The following is a 17054-nucleotide window of genomic DNA, read 5'->3' on the forward strand; positions in this document are numbered from 1 at the left end:
AACAAGCCGCAATCGCCGGGTACCTCCGCTGGCACAACAAGCGAGCACGACCGAAACGACGATTCGCGATCGACTCCAAGATCCGCCGCCCCGATTACCTACCCAACGTTGCTTGACGCAGCACTAGTCCCGTCGCTGGCCGACTTTGTACAGGGGCCGCCGTCCATCCGGTGGTACGTGATGGGCCCGGGTGACAGAAGACAGGTCGTCACTGTCACAGCTGTCACTGTGTCACTCAACCCGCTTCGACCTGCGGAAACGCGAGTGACAGGGGAGTGACAGTCGTCAGGTTCCTGTCCTTCCCACACTCTCTCTATGTCACAGCGTCACACTGGACTGGGCGAGGGAGTGCTGAAACATAGGGGTGTTGGTGGGGGAGCGTCGTCACTGCGCGCTGGGCGAGCGCCGGCATGCTCCCGATGTTTCGGCCGGGTTGTTCCGGCCGGAAGCCACAGCGCCACAACGGGGGGTCGCCGAGCAGCCAAGCACGTACGTGTTCGTGGACTTCCGTGGACGACGCCGGCGGACAAACTGTAGGCGTGCCAAGGGATGCGTTGCGCGGGGTCGCCACCGACTCGTAGTGCGTAGTCAGGTTCGCCGCGGTGGCGCGCTTTTTGACCCCAGTGTGACCCCAACGGCCGTCACCAATAGCTCATGTTGTGCACGCGAAATACGCACTAAAAGAGCGTGATTCGGCCGCACGAAATCAGCCCGCCCGGTCCTCTTAATCCGCGGGTTCTGGGTTCGATCCCCAGGCGGCCCACCCGTAAAACGCCTGGTCAGGGCACGTTTTGCACTTGATGCCCGGCACTGCCGAGTTTTCCGGGCAGCAACGCACTAACCTGTGGCTAGGAGCGGACCGCACCCGCCGCGGAGACTGGCGGCAACGGAACGTACGTCTTCGCGTCCACAACGCGCGGTGTGGATCGTTGAGGGGCATCGCGGCTGATGCCTGTGCATGCGGAAAGCCGGAGTCGACCTGCGCGTTGCGAGGGGTTTCCGTGCCAAGGCCAGGCGGCGCCTCGATTCCGCTGCACCTGACCGTGGGGCTCCTGGCAGGTGTGGTGTTGAGAGGCTAGCGAGGGACGTTCTGGGGGCACGTCAGGGGGATCAACCGCAAACCGGCGTGCGCTGCCTGACGCGGAGGTGTCAAGCTGCGCTAATGGTGACAGTCAGGGTCGTTGAACCCGCGGATCTGCCTTTCCTATGGGCGATGGCCGTGCTGCCTCACGTAGGTGCTACGGCCGATCCACGGATTCAAGGAGCGGGGCGCGATGGAGTCCGGCACCGTCTGGGCCCTACCGTGTTGGCGCGGCGATGGACTGGGTGTAGCCATGCAAAGTGAAGCCGACCCGTTCCATGATCGGGGCAGAGGTGGCGAGGCGGCCGCTGACCAGCAGGACCGTTACGCCGTGGTCCCGGGCCCAGCGCGTCCGGGCAGCCAGAGTCGCACGGTAAGCGCCGCCTCCACGCAGCCGGGGATAGGTGCCCGCGCCAAACATGGACGCGGAGCCGGTTCCCCGGAGTCCACCGCGGCCGCCACATAAGCCCAGGCCACCTCGGCAACGGGCTCCGCAAACTCGGCATCCACTCCCGACCAGGACGCACCGCCGCACTCCTCGACCTCACAACCCAACTGCCAGCCGCAGCCCTCGCCCGCCTCCTCGGCATCAGCCAACGCAGCGCCGCCCGCTGGGTCGACCGATCCGGTAGCTCCTGGGCCAACTACGCCGCCGAGCTTCAACGGCGAGCAGCCGGCCAAAACTCAAGGACGCCGACGGTCTAGCACCAGAGAACCCTGGATCACGCCTCGCGCTTACCGCGGCCGCGGCATACGTGACGGTCCGATCCGTCCGGTCGATCCAGCGCCGCCAGGTAGTGCCAAACGCCGGGCGGGGAACGCGAGCAGGTAAAGCAGGATCACGGGCGGTACCAGGAGTAGCAGCGAGGAGGGTCCCGGGCGGATGCCGAGCAATAGGGCGGTCGAACCTGCCGCCACGGCGTCGGGGCCGCGGAGGACCTGCGCGACGAACCCGGCCGGGAGTACGCCAGCGGGAGTCGAGATGAGCGGCCCTTCATAGCTCACCGGTGGCCTGGTCACCGAGCGGACCACTCCGGCACCGATCGTCGCCGCGAGTGCCGCCCAGGTCAGGGCGGGCAGGAGGTACGCCGGCAGCGTCGACGTCCCCGACAGCGCTGGCACGACCTCGGACGAACCCGGGGCGGCCGCGATGTTCGTGGCAGCCAGCAGAGCCGGCGTCACGGCAAGCGCCCAGATCGCGGCTCCGAGCAGCAGCGGAACGGCGAACGCACGTTGACGTGAGGCCGGGCGCTGCGGAAACGCTCGCGCCAGCCCGGGTGAGCGCTCGACGCTGTGCAGTCCAGCACCCAGAGGTCGCACGGCGAGATATCCGCCGACAGCGGCCGCGACCGGCAGGATGGTCGGCAGGCCGACGCGGACCGCGGCGTACTGGAGGAGAACCAGGGCCGCAGCGATTCCGAGCCGCCATGGAGAGCGCAGTGGACGCAGTGCCTCCCGGTACGCCATGGCCGCGAGTCCCCGGCCCCGGCCCTGCCAGGATCGGCGGGCACCGAGTCGTCGGAATCGCCGGTAGTGGAGAAGATCGGAGATCAGCGACGTGTCCAGAGACGCCGCCGCACCCGATAGGCCCTCGAGCAGGTCGCCACCCGCGACCAGATCGCGGCGCGGAATCGCGGGCAGTGACCTGACAGCGGCCACGACCACCCCGATGGCCGCCAGACCGAGGACCGCCATTGCGACCCTCTGGGCCGGCCACAACCCGGGCAACAGCTGCGCGGGATCGAGCACTCTGGCCAGGACAAGCGGCACCGCGGCAACCAGTACGGCCAGCACGATGTCGCTGATGAGGCGGAGGGTGCGGCCAAGGACGGCGTGGGGCTGGCCGAGGATCGCGAGACCGGTCAAGAAGAGGCCGCAGACCGCACCCGCGACGCCCGCGAGGACAGACGGACCGGAGGCGATCGAGGTAAGCGCACTGGACACACCGGCGCCGAGGAGCAGTCCTGCGCACAACAGCGCGAACGCCCGGCCCCGCAACAACGGCCCGCGAGGCATGGGGGTGGAAAGGAGGAAGGTTGCCGTGGCCCGCCCACCCACTAGTGGCCCCATGGACAGGAGTCCGCGGAACCAGAGCGCTGCCAGGGCCACCGAGAACAGCAGGAACAATGAGGACTTTTCCGCGCTGCAGTCGCCAGCGCACGCCGAGAGCTCCCGCCAGGTCCCCACGATCGCTGCTGCAGCTATCGAGCCGACCATGAACACTGCGAACGCGTACAGGTAGGCCGCCTCCAATGCCTGCCACACGGTGGTATCGGAGTGCCCCCGTCGTGCCCGCCTCAACTCGCCCGTTATCTCCCGCGCCGTTGGCATCGCGGCCGCGGGAAGCTCGGTCACAAGGCCTCCAGGGAGAGCTCGGAGTCGGCGACCGCCTCGACCAGCTCCCGCGAGTGGCTCGCGAAGACGATCGTCACCCCGGCGGCCTTCTCCGCGTTGAGCCGACCGGCAAGCCATGCCCGGCCGGCGTCGTCCAGCCGCTGCTCGGGCTCATCGAGCAGGAGCAGACGACGAGGACGTACCAGCGCCGTTGCCAGCGCAAGTCGATGCCGCTGCCCGGACGACAGCGTGCTCGGGAACTGGTCGCTCGCCCGATCCAGCCCTAACTCGTACAGCACGGTATCCACCGAATCCTCGACCGAGGCCACACCATGCGCACGGGCCAAGAGATCGAGGTGCTCAGCGACCGTCAGATCGGGGAAGAAGTCGATGTCGTCGAACACCGTCGCCACCACGCTGCGGACAACAGGGTCCGTCTCCTCGAGCGCCCGATCGCCAATCCATACCGAACCCGCCGCAGCTTTCTCCGCCGCCACCAGGCAGCGCAACAGGGTCGACTTGCCCGAACCATTCGAGCCGGTCACCGCCAGCGCCTGCCCCGCCTCCAGCGAGAATGACACAGCCTCCAACACAACCTTCTCGCCGTATGCATGCCGGATCCCGTCAACTTTCAAGAACGCCATAGCGATGGAAGCTACACGGCCGTGTACACCGCGAATCCCTGCCAATATCCAGAAACCGGGACGAAAGACATTGATGTGCCGGGCGACTCACGGTCCCACTGCCCACGTTCGTCACGGTTCGTCTCAAAGTCCACCGCGACAGCTTCGCACCCCGGGCCCGGCGGCGCGTCTGGCGGGACCGAGCGAGGCATACGTATTCCATGCCCCTGCCTGGTGGACACTCGCCGACCCCGAAGGCAACGAAGTAGACACCGCCGTCGCACACAGACGCAAGGGGCACCGGCAAGGAGTCCTACCCTGCCTCCAACCGACCCGACCGCTATTCCGCACCTCGCGATATCCGACTCCACCGATTGGCTCGGTCTGGGCGAGCGTCTTGGCCCGGCGTCGGTTGGCGTAGCGGTGTTGGAGTGCGGCGAAGTCGAGCCGGCCTGATGGGCTCCACCTGATGACCTCGCCGTCGAGGATGGTGCCGGCCGGCAGGTGGGCGTACAGCGCGCCAACGATCTCCGGGAACGCCTCCTCCATCCGGGTGCCAGCCATCCGCCGCCGCGCAATGGGCCGGCGGCCACGGCTACCGCCTCGTCGGGGTCGAGCCCGGCGCCATTAACGGCGTGGCGACCGTTGACCCGGAGACCTTGATCGGCAAGATACGGGCCTATGTTGGCGACGCCGTGCGGTGGACACCGGAGTACGTCGACATCGATGGGAAACGGATCCTCGTCGTGATCGTCTGGGTTCGATCCCCAGGCGGCCCACCTACGGTGACCTGCACAAGCGTGTGGGGCGACCTCACCAAGCCCTCAATGGCAGCCGCACTTGACCCCAACGTTGCCAGTCAACGTGCCCCCGCTGGGTCAATGTGCGCGGAGAGCGACGTACGTAGACGACTCCTCGAGAGGGGGCTGGTCCTTCTGCCCGCCCGAGACGTCGCACGGTGGCGGTCATGGGCCGTCGTCTTTCGGGGAGTCCTCGCCGAACTGTCGGGGTTCCACCCGCGGAGTGGTCTTGCTGCGGTCGAGGTGGTTGACGACTTCGCCAAGTCGGATGGCCGTTTGCTCGATCTCGACGCGGCCTCGGTCCCGTTCGGTGATGGTTGCGGCGAGCAGCAATGCGCTTAGAGCGACAGCGCCGTTGAAGAGCTGGAGGGTGATCATGATGGTGAGCAGGTCTCGTCCGGCGAACGGGCCGTACCCCTGGACGGCCGCGTAGACAGCGGCGAGGGATGTGAGCAGCGCGACTGGAGCGGCTCCGGCCAGTTGGAAGCGCAGCGCCGCCCATCCCAAGAACGGGAAAGCGAGGAACAGGACAGCGCCGATGATCTGTGTGCCCGCCAGGACAACGACGAAGGATCCCACCAGCAGCAGCGCGAATTCCAGCAGTCGGTACTTGTCCACGTCCAGGGGCCATCGAAGGCGACGAAGGACGAGGAGTAGTGGTGCGAACAGGAGCACTCCCATTGCGTCGCCTGTCCACCAGGTCGACCACATTGCCCAGAAGTAGCTTGCTGGGACCAAGCCTGAAAGCACGCGCTCGCCGGCACCCGCCGTGGCGCTGATAAGCATCGCGGCGAAGGCCGCGAGAAACACCAACGCGAACGCATCCTTCAGCCGGTCCAACTCGACACGGAACCCGACACGACGCAGCAGAACATAGGCAACCAGGCATGAAAGCGTGGTCCCCACCGCGGACGGCAGGGCATGGATTGCCGGAACAGTCATCAGTTCGACAACGAACTGCGCCACAAGGATCCCAGGCCAGACACGAACACCCACGACAAGCAGGGCAACCACGCCAATCCCGGTCGCTGGCCACCACGGGCTCACCTGCCCGCGAACCAATCCGACCAAGAGCCCAAGGCGGGCAGACAGGTAATAGGCAACCGCAACGCCGAGGATCTGCAAAGCCACGGTTACATACCGCTTGAGCCCTGGAAGGCGTCCCACAACGAACCATGCTAGGCGCGTTCCACTGTCGACCTAGCCGTGGACTTGGTACGCGGAATTCTCCAGATCTTGGCCCGAACAGCGGAGCGGCACACCACCTGGTCGAGGTAGCTGGACCGCGCGAGAGCAACGCTGCTGGGGGCCATGGGAGGCGAGGACCATACCCCATACATAGGCGTGAAATTCAAAGGCATGGGCAAGCGTCAGCGTGAACGGTCAAACTTGCTTGCCACTGCGCTCGGCCAGGGTGCACGCAAGGTGTGTTAGCGGCCCAGACGAATCGCCCAGCGGGGTCAGTCAGCTGCCTGGCGCTCGGAAGTCGACCGGCTTCCTTGCGGCCGCATCGACCTCCTCCGGCGTCAACAAGACGATGGTCCTGGTGTCGACGGCACCGCTAGCTTTCACCGCGAGCCCGACGGCCGCCATCGAGACGTTGTCCGGGAATTCGAGAATGCTGTACAAATCGTGGTCACCGAAGGCGAAATAGAGTGCTTCCACCTTGCCACCCAATTGCGCACATACGTCCTGAACCACGGCCTGGCGCCCCGTGCCGCCCTCCTTGAGCAGACCCTTCGCTCCGGACGCCGTGTAGTTCGCCTCCACGAGGAACTTCGCCATGGGATGCACCTCCCCTCACGACCCTTCTAGCGTCAGCCTTGCACCCACACGGACGGTCAGGAACTCCCCGAAGGTCCTCCACCCGCCAGCAAAGTCGCGTGGGTACTGCCGCATTCAACGCATGCGCTTGTCAATGAGCAGCTCGAGTCCGTCGAGGATGCGGGCGAGTCCGAACTCGAATGCGCTGTGCGCTGGGTCATGCGTGCTGGCCGCAAGACGGGACAGGGTGGGGAATCGTTGTTCGTGGCCGCCTCGGAGGCGGTCGAGCATCTCCTCGTGAGGCAACCCGAGCGTCCATGGCAGCAGGCCGTAGGTCGTCATCGCTTGGGTAGCGCGAAGGTGGGCACTCACGAGAAACACTGCGTCAAGCTGCTCCTGTGGTGACATCCCGAGGCCCGAAAGGGTGCTGGTGGCTGTCTCGACCCAGGCGACCTCGTTCGGACCCATGATGCGGTCGTTGCTCACCGGCCGTACCGCGCCGGGGCTGGCCTGCCATTCGCTGACGTGCGGTAGCCAGGGGTGGCGGTTCCAGGTCGCGCGGATCAGTCGCGCCCACCGCTCCAGTCGGGTACGCCAACCGTCTTCGGGTGGGCCGAGGTCGGGCGGGTCGCCGATGGCGAGGTCGGTCATCACCGCGAGCAGTTCTGCCTTGCTCCGGACATACCGGTAGAGCGCCATCTTCGTGTAGTCGAGCTCGGCCGCGACGCGCTGCATGGAGATCGCGGCGAGGCCTTGGGCGTCGGCGATCGCCACGCCGACCTCTGCGATCTGGCGAACGGACAGCGCCCGCTTCGGTCCTAGGCTCGACGGCTGGCGCAGACCCCACAGCAGCTCGAGGGCTCCGAGGTAGTCCTGTGGCGCGCGTCTGTCCGGTGCCGCCAACGCTCTCGCTCCGTCCGTCGAGTTTGCCTCTTGCGGTTCTCGAATAACTGCGTCTATGGTACACAGTGTCTAGCGGACACAGTGTCGTGGTCGAGCAAGAAGATCGAGAGCATTCCTCGACCAACCTCCGTTTCCCTACCACGTACGACAAATGGCTCCGATTACCGAAGGAGAATCGTCCATGTCGCTCGCCCGCGTCCACAACTTCGCCATCTCCCTCGACGGCTTCGGCACCGGTGAGGGTCAGAGCCACGACGCGCATTTCGGTCACGCTGGCGACCGGCTGCACCAATGGATGTTCGCCACCCGGGCGTGGCAGCAGACCGGCGGTAGCCGCGGCGTCGACAACGTCTTCGCCGAGGAGTTCGGTCCGGGGATCGGCGCCGAGATCATGGGTGCCGGAAAGTGGGGCCACCCCGGATGGCACGAGGACCCGGAGTGGAAGGGCGCGTGGGGTCCCAACCCGCCGTTCCACACACCGGTCTTCGTCCTCACCCATCACCCGCGCCCCTCGATCGAGATGGAAGGTGGCACGACGTTCCACTTCCTCGACACTTCGCCTGCCGAGGCGCTCGCGACAGCCCGCAAGGCTGCGGACGGCAAGGACGTACGCATCGGCGGAGGTCCCACCGTGATCCGCGACTTCCTTGCCGCCGGGCTCATCGACCACATGCACATCGTGGTGGTCCCGATCCTGCTCGGCCGAGGCGTACGCCTCTGGGACGGACTGGAGGGCCTCGAGAAGGACTACGCGGTCGAGGCCACCTCCTCGCCCAGCGGAGTCACGCACGTGACGTTCACCCGTACGGGCGCCTGAACCACGCCGGGCGAGAGTCCTGGGTGTGGCCGTTTGGCCACCGTCGCCACGAGAGGCTCCACCATGGGTGACAGCTCGTACGTTCGGCACCTTCAGGCGCGATGGTCAACGCCATCCTCAGTTGTCGATGAGATCGTGCGTCGCGCGACCCATGCGGCGGCCGATGAGGTTGAACGACTGATCCAATGCCCGCGGGGGGCGGACCTTTGCAAGATATCCTACAAGTTGCACCGTAGGATCAGCCACGTTCGGGTGTCAAGAGTCACTTAGGCCCGTCAGGAGGCAGTGTGGAACCGGCGTTTCGGCGGCTGGAAAGTGCTCCCCCGCTTCACAAGACCGTGCAGCAGGAAATCAGGAACTACATCATCAAGCAGGGGCTGCGCCCTGGTGATCCCCTCAAGCCGGAGTCCGAGCTGGCGCGCATCTTCGGGGTCAGCCGCAACTCGGTACGTGAGGCGGTCAAGGCCCTCGAGTCGACCGGCGTGCTCGAGACGCGTCGCGGTAGCGGTGTCTATGTGCGCGAGTTCTCGTTCGCCCCGCTGCTGGACCATCTGCCGTATGGCTTGATGCAGGGTCGGCGCGCTGTCAGCGAGTTGTTGGCACTGCGCAAGGCGCTCGAGGCGGCCCTGATCGCGGACGCGATGCGGGTGGTGTCCGACTCCAGCATCGCCGCCATGCGGGAGGTTCTGGCGGAGATGTACGCCCTGGCCGAGCAGGGTCAGCCGTTTCCGGAGCAGGACCGGCGGTTTCACCGGCTGCTGTTCGCCGACCTTGGCAACGAGATGCTCCTCAGCCTGTTCGACCTGTTCTGGCTCGCGTTCCACCACGCCGCGCCGCCCCTGCTGGGGCGCACCCCCATGAAGGCATACCAGGCTCACGCGAGGATTCTCGACGCCGTCCTTACCGGCGATCCTGCGCAGGCCCGTGACGCGGTGCACGAGCATTACATCGGTATCGAGTGCCGCCTCAGCGGCGAGGACTCGATGGAGGCCGGCGCGGGGGCCGCCACGGAGGCAACGGCGCCCTGACGGCGCCCCCTCTGGGCTTCACCGCCGTACCACTGCCCTCTTGACACGCAATCTCAGTCGGCGTACGTTTCCGCGATCTGTAGGATATCTTGCAGACTTTGGAGGCGGGCTATGCGCGGATACTCCCATCGGCAGCGCTCCGCGAGAGTCGCTGCCAGCCTGATCGCGACCGGACTCGTCGCTGCCTTCGTGGGGGTGACCGCGATGGATCCACTCGGCGGTTCCACGTCCGCCCACGCCGGCGTCACCGAGGGCGTCAGCTACGCGACCGTGTTCTCCCGCGGCCAGGACGGTTATCACACGTTCCGGATTCCCGCGGTCCTGAAGGCTGCTGACGGCACGCTGCTGGCGTTCGCCGAGGGCCGGGTCAACAGTCCGAGCGATGACGGGAACATCGATCTGGTCCTCAAGCGGTCCACCGACGGCGGCGTTACCTGGGGGCCGTTGCAGGTGCTCGTCGACGACGGGCCGGACCGGTTCGCCAATCCGGTGCCGATCCTGGATCGCAGGACCGGCCGGATCGTCCTCAACACGACGCGTACCGGTGGCAACGTGACGACGGCCGATGTCCGCTGCGGGCGGGTTACCGACGAGGAGACCAGGCGGTCGTTCATCCTGCACAGCGATGACAACGGCGCCACCTGGTCGCGGCCCAACGAGATCACCGCGGACGTGAAGCCGGCCACCTGGCGGCACTTCGTCGGCGGCCCCGGGCACGGCATCCAGCTGACCAGCGGCGAGCACGCGGGCCGACTGGTGATCCCCGGCAACCACTCCGTCGCCCCTCCCGAGGGGTCCGGAATCGACTGCCTGGACGAACGACTGTTCGGCGCGCACAGCCTCTACAGCGATGACGGCGGCACGACCTGGCACCTGGGCGGCGTCGACACCTCTCTGCAGGACGTCTACAACCCCAACGAGTCAACCGCTGTGGAGCTGAACGACGGGACCGTGTACTTCAATGCCCGCGACCAGGGGGGCACAAGCCCCGGGCGTAGGGTCAGCACCACCAGCAGCGACGGCGGCGCCTCCTTCGACGCGCCGTACCAGGCCGCCCCGGACATCGTCACCACCCAGATCCAGGGATCGGTCCTGAAGCTGTCCCAGGCGGCGGAATCTCAGAGCCGGATCGTGTTCTCCGCGCCGGCTCACCCCACCGCCCGGGAGAACCTCACTCTCTGGTCCAGCTTCGACCAGACCGCCTCCTGGCGGCGCGGTCTTCAGCTGTACGACGGCCCTTCCGGCTACTCCGACCTGGTGTCGGTCGACGGTCAGACGCTCGGGGTTCTCTTCGAGAATGGCGACCGGCTCTCGCCGGATGCGACATTGCCGTACCACCAGCGGATCAGCTTCGTCCGCGTACCGGTCGGCATGCTCGACGTGCCGAGTCCGCCGCGGCAGACAACCCCGGACGAGTCGGGCCATGGGAACGACGGCCTGGTCAGCGGCAGCCCCAAGCCGGTTGAGGGCGCCTTCGGCACCGCGCTGGAGCTGGCCGGGGACTATGTCGAGGCACCGCTGTCCGACTCGGTGGCGGTGGGCGGAGGGTCGTTCACGGCCTCGGCGTGGTTCCGCACCAGCGCATCCGATGACCAGGCAATCGTCTGGGCGCACTCGACAACCTCGGGCGAGCCGAAGTGGTGGATCCGGCTGGAGCCCAACCTGGGTCGGCTCCGCGCGCTCCTGGAGACAGGCGACGCAAGCCGATCCGTGACCGCTCCCGGTGAGTACGCCGACGGCACCTGGCACCATGTCGCGCTCACCCGGGACAACGACAACGTGACGCTCTTCGTCGACGGCTCACCCGTCGCCACCGCGGCCGCGATCACCGGGTCTGTCTCCGACGGTGCCCGCACCGGCATCCGGTTCGGAGCCCGTGTCGACGGCATCAACAATCCGCTGCGAGGCGCCGTCGACGAGGCATGGCTGTTCGATCGGGCACTGACGTCCGCGGAGATCCAGGACCTCGCCGACGACAACGCCGCACCGCCGGACGGCGCCTTGCTTCACCTGCCCATGGACAACCTTCGGCGAGCCGGCGTCGACCAGACCCGGTAGCCGCGCCGCCCCGCGGCACACGACATCGTGCCCGCGACCCGCACCGCCGGCGGCGACCACCCGTACCAAAGCAACCACCCATCCACGTGCTGTACGTCGCAGCTTCCTCATCAACGCCATCTGGAGGACGAGTCATGCACCCCATTCATCGCGTCCGCAGTCGCGTCGCGACCGTCTCGGTCGCCGCCCTACTCTCTGCATCGCTCGCTGCCTGCGGGAGCTTGGGCGGCGGCTCCGGCGACGGCTCAGGCGGCGGCTCGGACGAAGCGTCGTCGGGGGGCGACGGCACGATCACGTTCTGGCACTACTACGGCGAGCCGCACAACATCCCGTTGGAGAAAGTGCTCGAGGCCTACGACGAGGACCACGACGAGATAGAGGTTGACGCCCGCCACATCCCGTTCGACGACTTCAACCGCACCCTCCAGCAGGCCGCGACCGCCGACGAGTTGCCCGACATCGCCCTGATCAATGCCTTCGACACCCAGGCGATGGCCGAGGCCGGAATCATCGAAGACCTCAGCGGCCGGGTCGACGAATGGGGCGAGCAGGACGCCTACTACCCCACGAGCTGGGAAACCACGCAGGTCGACGGCGCCACGTACGGCGTTCCGCACGTCGCTGACGACTACGCCGTCTACTACAACAAGGACCTGCTTGACGCGGCCGGGCTTCAGCCTCCGAGGACGTGGGAGGAGATGGAGTCGACCGCGGCCAGGCTCGCGGGGGACGTGAAGTACGGCCTCGCGGTCGCTGGGGGAGAGGGCGCCGAAGGAGCGACCGGGCTCGTACTCCGGACCCTCGCTGCCGGTGGGTCGATCGAGGAGTTCGGCAGCGACGCGGGTGTCGAGGCGTTGCGGTCGTTCAAGACGATGGTCGACAACGGCGGTCTCTCGAAGGGCTTCCTCACCTGGAGCGAGGAGGACGCCAAGAACCACTTCGCCACCGGCCAGGCCGCCATGATGATCAACTCGGCGACCTACGTCAGCATCCTCCACGAGGAGGTGCCGGACCTGAGCTGGGACATCGCGCCGATGCCGAGCGAGGAGACGAGCAAGACCTTCCTGTCCGCGGAGAACCTCACGATCGGGGCCGGCAGCGGCGACGCCGACGCGGCCTGGGACCTGATCACCCACCTGCAGCGGCCAGACGTCCTGACGGAGTACCTGCCGGCGCGCAACAAGCTCCCGGCCCGGAGCGACGTGCCCGGTGCGGTCGAGGATCCGGTCCGCCAGAAGTTCGCCGACCAGCTGGAGGACGCCTGGGCGCCGGAGGGTGATCTCGCCACCCACTCCAACGAGGCGTTCACCCTCGTGCAGGAGGCGCTGCAGGCCACGATCAGCGGCTCCAGCAGCCCCGAACAGGCCGCGCAGACAGCGCAGTCGGGCATCGACGAGGCGCTGTCGGGGTCATGAGTCCCGTCGTGACGAGCCAGTCGGAGAACCTGCCGGGGGCGGTGGCCGCGCCCCCGTCCCCGGCACGTCGCCGTCGGCGCCGGCCCCTCAGCGGATATCTGTTCCTCGCACCGGCCGTCGCCTTCGTGGTCCTCACTGTCATCTATCCGCTGCTCTACAACATCGTGCAGAGCTTCTTCGACGTTGGACTACGGGAGGTGGCGCAGGGCGGCGCCACCTGGGTGGGCCTCGACAACTACGCCGATCAGTTCGGTCGCGCCAAGTTCTGGCACGCCCTGCAGGTCTCGATCGTCTACTCGTTCGGGGCCGTCGCCCTGACCTTTGCGACGGGTCTCGGACTGGCCCTGCTGTTCCGGCGTGCCTTCCGCGGTCGCAACATCATGCGCGGGCTGATCCTGGTCGCCTGGGTCCTGCCGACCGTGGTGAGCGCAAACGTCTGGCGGTGGCTGCTGGACGGCAGCTACGGACTTCTCAACGCCGTCCTTGCGGCCGTCGGTCTCCTCGACCGGGACGTGTTCTGGCTCGGAGAGCCGAACACCGCGGTTGCCGCCGTCATCCTCGCGACCGCGTGGAGCTTCGGGCCGCTGGCCATGATCTTGCTGTCGGCCGGCCTGCAGGGCATCTCTCCGACCCTCTACGAAGCCGCTCGGATCGACGGCGCCTCCGCCTGGCAGCAGTTCCGCGCCATCACCTTCCCGCTGCTGCGCCCGGTGAGCCTGACCGTCACGCTGCTGATCTTCATCTTCACCTTCAAGACCTTCGACACGATCTTCCTGATGACCGGAGGCGGTCCGGGCGGCGCCACCGAGATCCTTCCGGTGTACGCGTACCAGGAGGCCTTCGAGTTCTCGAGGTTCGACACCGCCGCGGTCGCGACGACGACCCTCATGCTCGTGCCGCTCGCGCTGGCGATCGTGTACTTCCGCGCCCTCCGGGCGGAGGAGAGAGCATGAGCGAGCGCATCAGTAGGCGTTGGCTTTTCGTCGCCGGTCTCGCCGTGACGGCGGTCTACCTGATCCCCGTCTACTGGATGACCAACACCTCGTTCAAGCGGGCCGGCGACATCTTCGCGGTGCCGCCCGACCTCATCCCGATGCCGCCGACGATCGCGTCGTACGTACAGGCAGTGTTCTCCGACGCCGACATCGCCCGTGGCCTGGCCAACAGCGCGGTCATCGCGATCGGCACCACTGTGATCACGCTTGTGGCGGCGCTTCCGGCGGCGTACGGCTTGGCCAGGCTGCGCATCCGGTTTGTTCCGGCCATCCTGATGCTTTTCCTGATCGTGCAGATGGTGCCGTCGGTGAACCTCGCGTTGCCGATGTTCGTCCTGTTCTCGAGCGTCGGACTGGTGAACTCCTATGCCGGGCTGATCATCGCCAACTGCTCGCTGGCGATCCCGCTCGCGGTCACCATCCTGCGGCCGTACTTCCTCAACGTGCCGACCGAGATCGTGGAGGCCGCGAAGATCGACGGCTGCAACGAGCTCACCGCGTTCTGGCGGGTTGCCGTACCCATCAGCACGCCGGGCGTCATCACGGTGGCCGTCGTGAGCTTCCTGGCGGCGTGGGGCGAGTTCGTGTTCGGGCTGGCGCTGGCGACCGACGAGAAGTATCAGCCGATCACCGTCGTTCTGGCCAGCCTCACCAACGCCTTCGGCACGAGGTGGAACGACCTGATGGCGGTCTCCGCCGTCATTGCCCTGCCCGTGATCGTGGCCTTCGTCTTCCTGCAGCGCTACATCGTGGCCGGACTCACCGAAGGGGCGACGAAGAGTTGAGCACGACCACACCCGTACGCCGTCACGAAAGGGCCGCGGCCACGATGAGCCGACTCGAGATCTGGGCCGCCACGCCCACGCCATTCGACGCGGAGGGCCGACTCGACGTGTCGATCGTGCCCGCCCAGGTCGCTCACCTCCAGGCGGGCGGGGTGCACGGCGCGTTCGTCACCGGCACCACCGGCGAGTTCGCCGCGATGTCGACGGACGAACGCCGTCGTCTCGTCGAGGCATGGGCGGCGGCACGGCCCGTGGGCTTCGGCCTCGCCGCCCATGTCGGAGGGACAGAGCCGGGTCAGGCGGTCGAGCTCGCGGCGCACGCCGAAGGCCTCGGCCTCGACTTCATCGCGTCGGTCGCGCCGTACTACGGCGAGGCACCGACCATCGACCTGGTCGTCGACCACCTGCGCACCATCGCGGCGGCGGCGCCCGCGACCGCCTTGTGCTACTACCACATCCCGAGCATGACCGGGTCGACACATCGGCCAAGCGAGATCGTGTCCCGCGCTGCGGAGTTGATTCCGACTCTTCGCGGCGTGAAGTTCACCGACGGCGACCTGATGGAGTACGACCGGACCCGAGCGAGCAGCACCCACGTGCGGGTGTACTTCGGCCGGGACGAGCTGCTGCCCGCCGCGCTGTCGTTCGGCGCCGACGCGGTCATCGGCAGCCTCTACAACGGCCTGGCGCCGATCGCCCATCGAGTCACCGAGGCATTCGACACCGGCGACCACCCGCTCGCATTCGAGCTGCACAGGCCGTATCGCGACATCGCGTCAGCCAGCAGGCGGCATGGGGGTCTCGGCTTCGTCAAGGAGCTGATGAACGAGCTCACTCCCGACTGCGGAAGGCCGCGTAACCCCTGGGGTCCGCTTCACGGGCGCGATCGGGCGGCCGCGAGCGCCCTGGCGCCTGCCTTGCGACGGGTCCTGACGGATGCGAGCGCAAGGAAGCGGGCGACGGCATGACGCCCGCGACCGTGCGACGGCCGAATGTCCTCGTCGTCATGACTGACCAGCAGCAGGCGGCGACCGTCGACCCGAACGGCCCGTGCAACACGCCCCAGCTCGACCGGCTCGCCGCGCGGGGCGCCCGGTTCACCCGGTGCTACACCCCGAGCCCCGTCTGCTCGCCCGCTCGCGCCAGCTTCATGACCGGACTGCTTCCCCACCAGCACGGCATGGTCGACGTCGAGCACGCCGTGCCGGCGTACCGTGCCTCACTGGTCGACGGGGTGCCGATGTGGAGCCAGCGGCTCATGGCGGCCGGCTATCGCCTCGGCTACTACGGCAAGTGGCATGTCGAGCGCAGCCAGGACCTCGGACAGTTCGGCTTCGCCCGCTCGGCCGCGTACCAGGCGGGTCCCGGCCCCGACTACTTCGCGCACCGAGAACGGCTGGGATTGGCCGACCGCCCCGTCGTCGCGGACCCGTCCCGGATCGTGTCGCAGCCCGGCTACCGCGACTTGCTGCTCTACGGCATCACCGAGGAGCCGGTCGAGAGCACCCTCGAGCACTACACGGTGTCCAACGCCTTGGAGTTCCTCGACGAGGCATGTGCCGGACCCGAACCGTGGGCACTGATGGTGAGTACGAAGGCGCCGCACGAGCCGTACGTCGTCCCTCGCCCGTACTTCGACCGCTACGACCCAGACCGGGTCGAGCTTCCGGCCAGCTTCGACGACGACCTGACCGACAGGCCCGCGATCTATCGGCGCCAACAGTCGGTGTGGTCCGACCTGTCGACCGGCGACTTCCGCACCGCCACCGCCTGCTACTACGCCGCCTGCAGCCTGGTCGACGACCAGGTAGGCCGGCTGCTGGATCGGATCGAGGCGGCCGGTCAGCTCGACAACACGCTCGTGGTCTACACCTCGGACCACGGTGACCTGATGGGCGCGCATCGGCTGCTGCTCAAGGGCGTGCCGGCGTTCGAGGAGGTCTACCGGGTGCCGCTGGTCGTCTCGTGGCCGGCCGCTGTCGAAGGTGGTCAGGTCATCGACGACCTGGTGCAGTCCCATGACGTCGCCGAGACGCTGGCGCAGCTCAGTGGGACCGGGCTCGGCGGTCACGCGGTCGACCTGCTGCCACGACTGACCGGCGCGGGTGGACCGCCGCGTACGACGGCGGTCGCCGAGCTCCACGGGCAGCGGTTCTCCTACACCCAGCGCGTCCTCTGGGAGAACGGCATCAAGTACGTGTTCAACGCCTTCGACTTCGACGAGCTGTACGACCTCACCGCCGACCCGACCGAGCAGGTGAACCTGGCCGGCGACCCCGCGTACGCCGACATCGTGCGCCGACTCACCGGGCGCCTGTGGGAGATCGCGTACGACACCGACGACTTCACCCTGACCGGTGCCCAAGACGGCACGTACAGATATCTGGCCGTAGGCCCGCAAGGCCCGGGCCAGGCGAAGCTAGGAGGAGGGCGATGAGCGTGCGACCACGA

The 17054-nt window shown here is 67.4% G+C and carries 13 protein-coding genes; 8 read left to right on the forward strand and 5 right to left on the reverse strand.

Annotated elements, in window-relative coordinates; translation table 11 throughout:
* Nucleotides 1-1816: 1816 nt before the first annotated feature.
* From ABN034_RS22035 to ABN034_RS22055, 5 genes are all read right to left on the reverse strand, one after another.
* Complete coding sequence (locus tag ABN034_RS22035) at nucleotides 1817-3346, reverse strand: DUF6297 family protein (protein WP_349692897.1); 1530 nt, start codon at nucleotides 3344-3346, stop codon at nucleotides 1817-1819.
* A gap of 86 nt (nucleotides 3347-3432) precedes the next feature.
* Nucleotides 3433-4059, reverse strand: a complete 627-nt coding sequence (locus ABN034_RS22040; RefSeq protein ID WP_349692898.1) for an ABC transporter ATP-binding protein — start codon at nucleotides 4057-4059, stop codon at nucleotides 3433-3435.
* Between the two features lie 944 nt (nucleotides 4060-5003).
* Entirely contained in the window at nucleotides 5004-6005 is a 1002-nt protein-coding gene (locus ABN034_RS22045) for an MASE1 domain-containing protein (protein ID WP_349692899.1), read from the reverse strand.
* Between the two features lie 297 nt (nucleotides 6006-6302).
* Nucleotides 6303-6623 carry a GYD domain-containing protein gene (locus ABN034_RS22050; RefSeq protein WP_349692900.1) on the reverse strand — a complete coding sequence of 107 codons (321 nt, stop codon included), beginning with the start codon at nucleotides 6621-6623 and terminating at the stop codon, nucleotides 6303-6305.
* Nucleotides 6624-6737: 114 nt separating this feature from the next.
* Nucleotides 6738-7505, reverse strand: coding sequence for a TetR/AcrR family transcriptional regulator (locus ABN034_RS22055; protein WP_349692901.1), 768 nt, complete (start codon nucleotides 7503-7505; stop codon nucleotides 6738-6740).
* A 181-nt stretch (nucleotides 7506-7686) separates the two neighbouring features.
* Between ABN034_RS22055 and ABN034_RS22060 the strand changes: the two genes are divergently transcribed.
* The 8 genes from ABN034_RS22060 to ABN034_RS22095 all read left to right on the forward strand — a co-directional run bounded on the left by ABN034_RS22060 (nucleotide 7687) and on the right by ABN034_RS22095 (nucleotide 17040).
* A complete protein-coding gene (locus ABN034_RS22060) occupies nucleotides 7687-8322 on the forward strand; it encodes a dihydrofolate reductase family protein (RefSeq protein WP_349692902.1) in 636 nt (211 codons plus the stop codon).
* 287 nt (nucleotides 8323-8609) lie between these two features.
* A complete protein-coding gene (locus ABN034_RS22065; RefSeq protein WP_349692903.1) occupies nucleotides 8610-9350 on the forward strand; it encodes a FadR/GntR family transcriptional regulator in 741 nt (246 codons plus the stop codon).
* A 111-nt stretch (nucleotides 9351-9461) separates the two neighbouring features.
* Nucleotides 9462-11408 (forward strand): exo-alpha-sialidase, encoded by a 1947-nt coding sequence (locus ABN034_RS22070; protein WP_349692904.1) that lies wholly within the window; start codon nucleotides 9462-9464, stop codon nucleotides 11406-11408.
* A 134-nt stretch (nucleotides 11409-11542) separates the two neighbouring features.
* Nucleotides 11543-12823 carry an extracellular solute-binding protein gene (locus ABN034_RS22075; protein WP_349692905.1) on the forward strand — a complete coding sequence of 427 codons (1281 nt, stop codon included), beginning with the start codon at nucleotides 11543-11545 and terminating at the stop codon, nucleotides 12821-12823.
* 8 nt (nucleotides 12824-12831) lie between these two features.
* Nucleotides 12832-13776: a carbohydrate ABC transporter permease gene (locus ABN034_RS22080; RefSeq protein ID WP_349692906.1), complete on the forward strand. Its 945-nt coding sequence runs from the start codon at nucleotides 12832-12834 to the stop codon at nucleotides 13774-13776.
* Nucleotides 13773-14603, forward strand: a complete 831-nt coding sequence (locus ABN034_RS22085) for a carbohydrate ABC transporter permease (RefSeq protein WP_349692907.1) — start codon at nucleotides 13773-13775, stop codon at nucleotides 14601-14603. Before ABN034_RS22080 ends, ABN034_RS22085 begins: the two co-directional genes overlap by 4 nt.
* The gene (locus ABN034_RS22090) at nucleotides 14600-15571 is read left to right on the forward strand and encodes a dihydrodipicolinate synthase family protein (protein ID WP_349692908.1); all 972 of its coding nucleotides are present in this window, start codon (nucleotides 14600-14602) and stop codon (nucleotides 15569-15571) included. Before ABN034_RS22085 ends, ABN034_RS22090 begins: the two co-directional genes overlap by 4 nt.
* The gene (locus ABN034_RS22095) at nucleotides 15568-17040 is read left to right on the forward strand and encodes a sulfatase-like hydrolase/transferase (RefSeq protein WP_349692909.1); all 1473 of its coding nucleotides are present in this window, start codon (nucleotides 15568-15570) and stop codon (nucleotides 17038-17040) included. The genes ABN034_RS22090 and ABN034_RS22095 overlap by 4 nt, the downstream gene beginning before the upstream one ends.
* Nucleotides 17041-17054 lie beyond the last annotated feature (14 nt).

The organism is Actinopolymorpha sp. B11F2, from assembly GCF_040195635.1.
In the GTDB taxonomy this organism is placed as follows: Bacteria; Actinomycetota; Actinomycetes; order Propionibacteriales; family Actinopolymorphaceae; genus Thermasporomyces.